This is a genomic window from Pseudomonas sp. RL (assembly GCF_000647775.1).
In the GTDB taxonomy this organism is placed as follows: domain Bacteria; phylum Pseudomonadota; class Gammaproteobacteria; order Pseudomonadales; family Pseudomonadaceae; genus Serpens; species Serpens flexibilis.
In genome coordinates, this window is the sequence record NZ_JBOY01000169.1 from 1 (window position 1) to 3,108 (window position 3,108).

Annotated in this window: 3 protein-coding genes; all 3 read right to left on the reverse strand. The window is 67.5% G+C overall.

Annotated features, from left to right (window positions below; all coding sequences use genetic code 11):
* Window positions 1–85: 85 nt before the first annotated feature.
* Window positions 86–1,246 carry a phosphoglycerate kinase gene (locus AS93_RS0117740; protein WP_027591838.1) on the reverse strand — a complete coding sequence of 387 codons (1,161 nt, stop codon included), beginning with the start codon at window positions 1,244–1,246 and terminating at the stop codon, window positions 86–88.
* Between the two features lie 5 nt (window positions 1,247–1,251).
* On the reverse strand, window positions 1,252–2,310 hold the full coding sequence (epd, locus tag AS93_RS0117745; protein WP_027591839.1) for an erythrose-4-phosphate dehydrogenase: 1,059 nt from the start codon (window positions 2,308–2,310) through the stop codon (window positions 1,252–1,254).
* Between the two features lie 104 nt (window positions 2,311–2,414).
* Window positions 2,415–3,108 (reverse strand): transketolase C-terminal domain-containing protein (locus AS93_RS0117750; RefSeq protein ID WP_027591840.1); only part of this gene is annotated, 694 nt, incomplete at its 5' end.

A 3,108-nucleotide genomic window follows, 5' to 3' on the forward strand; every position in this document is an offset into this window, starting at 1 on the left:
TGCTTCATCAGGGCGGACATGCGCACCGCGTTGCGGGCGTACTCCATGAACATCCAAGGCTGCGCCGTTGTCCACCCTACGGTCGTTATTTCGCGCGCTGTTCCAGCACTTCCACGGCCGGCAGCACCTTGCCTTCCACGAATTCCAGGAAGGCGCCGCCACCGGTGGAGATGTAGCCGATCTGCTCGGCCACGCCGTACTTGTCGATGGCCGCCAGGGTGTCGCCGCCGCCGGCGATGGAGAACGCCGGGCTCTGGGCGATGGCCTGGGCCAGCACCTTGGTGCCGTTGCCGAACTGGTCGAACTCGAACACGCCGACCGGGCCGTTCCACAGGATGGTCTGCGAGGCCTTGAGCATCTCGGCGAACAGGCGCGCGGTCTGCGGGCCGATGTCGAGGATCATGTCGTCATCGGCCACGTCGGCCACTGCCTTGACGGTGGCTTCGGCGTCTTCGGCGAAGGCCTTGGCAACCACCACGTCCACCGGCAGCGGCACGGAGACCTTGGCGGCGATGGCCTTGGCGGTGTCGACCAGGTCGGCTTCATACAGCGACTTGCCGACCTTGTAGCCGGCCGCGGCCAGGAAGGTGTTGGCGATGCCGCCGCCGACGATCAGCGAGTCGCAGATCTGGCTCAGCGAGTTCAGCACGTCCAGCTTGGTGGACACCTTGGAGCCGGCGACGATGGCGACCATTGGACGGGCCGGCTTGTCCAGCGCCTTGCCCAGGGCCTCCAGCTCGGCGGCCAGCAGCGGGCCGGCGCAGGCGACCTTGGCGAACTTGGCCACGCCGTGGGTCGAGCCCTCGGCGCGGTGCGCGGTGCCGAAGGCGTCCATCACGAACACGTCGCACAGCGCGGCGTACTTCTGCGCCAGCTCATCGGCGTTCTTCTTCTCGCCCTTGTTGAAGCGCACGTTCTCGAACAGCACGATCTGGCCGGGCTGCACATCCACGCCATCCAGGTAGTCCTTGACCAGCGGCACCTCGCGACCGAGCGCCTTGCTCAGGTAGGCGGCTACCGGCGCCAGGCTGTTCTCGGCGCTGAACTCGCCCTCGGTGGGGCGGCCCAGGTGCGAGCAGACCATCACGGCCGCGCCTTTTTCCAGGGCCAGCTTGATGGTCGGCAGGGACGCCACGATGCGAGCGTCGCTGGTGACCACACCGTCCTTCACGGGGACGTTGAGGTCCTCGCGGATCAGCACGCGCTTCCCGGCGAGATCGAGGTCGGTCATCTTCAAAACGGTCATGGATATCAGTCCTTGCTGGGCTGTTGGCTGTGAACGACGCGCAGGTAATGTTCCGCCACGTCGAGCATCCGGTTGGCGAAGCCCCACTCGTTGTCGAACCAGGCCAGCAGGTTGACCAGGCGCGGGCCGGACACACGGGTCTGGCTGCCATCGACGATGGCCGAGTGGGGATCGTGGTTGAAATCGCAGCTGGCATGCGGCAGTTCAGTGTAGGCCAGCAGGTTCTTCAGCGGCCCCGCCGTGGCGGCGTCGCGCAGAATGCCGTTGACCTCGGCGGCGCTGGTGTCGCGGCGGGTCTGCAGGGTGATGTCCAGGCAAGAGACGTTCACCGTCGGCACGCGAATGGCCTTGGCCTGCACCCGCCCGGCCAGTTCCGGCAGCAGGCGCTCGATGCCGCGCGCCAGGCCGGTGGACACCGGGATCATCGACTGGAACGCCGAGCGGGTGCGGCGCAGGTCGGTGTGGTGGTAGGCGTCGATCACCGGCTGGTCGTTCATCGCCGAGTGCAGGGTGGTGATCGACACCTGCTCCAGGCCGATGGCCTCGTGCAGCAGCTTGAGCAGCGGCACCCCGCAGTTGGTGGTGCAGGAGGCGTTGGACAGCAGGCGCTCATCGCCGCGGAGCGCCTGGTGGTTGATGCCGTAGACCAGGGTGGCGTCGATATCCGCCTCGCTGTTCATCGGCTGGGAGAACAGCACGCGCGGCGCGCCGGCGGCGAGGAAACGCTGGCCGTCGGTGCGGGTGTGATAGACGCCGGAGCATTCCAGCACCAGGTCGATACCGTGGGCCGCCCAGTCAATGGCTTCCGGGGTGCTCTCGCGCCACACGGGCAGGCGCCGGCCATCGATCAGCAGGGCGTCGCCATCCAGGCCCACCTCGCCGGGAAAGCGGCCGTGGGTGGAATCGAAGCGGGTCAGGTATTCGATGCTGGCCAGGTCGGCCGGATCGTTGATCAGCACCACCTGCAGTCCCGCCTGGGCACCGCGCTCGTGCAGCGCGCGCAGCACGCAGCGACCGATACGGCCGTAACCGTTGAGCGCGATGTTGTAGGGGCGGTTGGGCATGGTGTTCGGGGCCTGATGGTGGAAAACCGCTGCGCGGGCTTCCACCCTACATGGGATTAGCCGTCCGCGGGGTGGATGGCCGTGGCCATCCGCCCCGCGCGACATCAGTCTTCCAGCAGCTCTTCGGCGGTGGCGACGATGTTGTCGACGGTGAAGCCGAATTCCTCGAACAGCTGGGCGGCCGGAGCCGATTCGCCGTAGGTGGTCATGCCGATGATGCGTCCTTCCAGGCCGACATACTTGTACCAGAAGTCCGCGTGGGCGGCCTCGATGGCGATGCGCGCACCGACTTCCACCGGCAGCACGCGCTGCTTGTAGGCGGCGTCCTGGGCGTCGAACACGCTGGTGCAGGGCATGGACACCACGCGCACCTTGCGGCCCTGGACGGTCAGCTTGTCGGCCGCCTGCATGGCCAGGCCGACTTCCGAACCGGTGGCGATCAGGATCAGTTCCGGCTCGCCGGCGCAGTCTTTGAGGATGTAGCCGCCGCGGGCGATGGCCGCCTCGGTTTCCGCGTCGCGCAGCTGGTGCGGCAGGTTCTGGCGGCTGAAGATCAGCGCGCTCGGACCGTCCTGGCGCTCGATGGCGTACTTCCAGGCCACGGCGGACTCCACCGCGTCGGCCGGGCGCCAGGTGTCCAGGTTCGGGGTGCTGCGCAGGCTGGTCAGCTGCTCGACCGGCTGGTGGGTCGGACCGTCCTCGCCCAGGCCGATGGAGTCATGGGTGAACACGTACAGCACGCGCTGCTTCATCAGGGCGGACATGCGCACCGCGTTGCGGGCGTACTCCATGAACATC

What these genes read in the sequence shown, in the direction of transcription:
- AS93_RS0117740 (WP_027591838.1), bottom strand. Translation starts at nt 1,246, where the DNA reads ATGACCGTTTTGAAGATGACCGACCTCGATCTCGCCGGGAAGCGCGTG.
- epd (WP_027591839.1), bottom strand. Translation starts at nt 2,310, where the DNA reads ATGCCCAACCGCCCCTACAACATCGCGCTCAACGGTTACGGCCGTATC.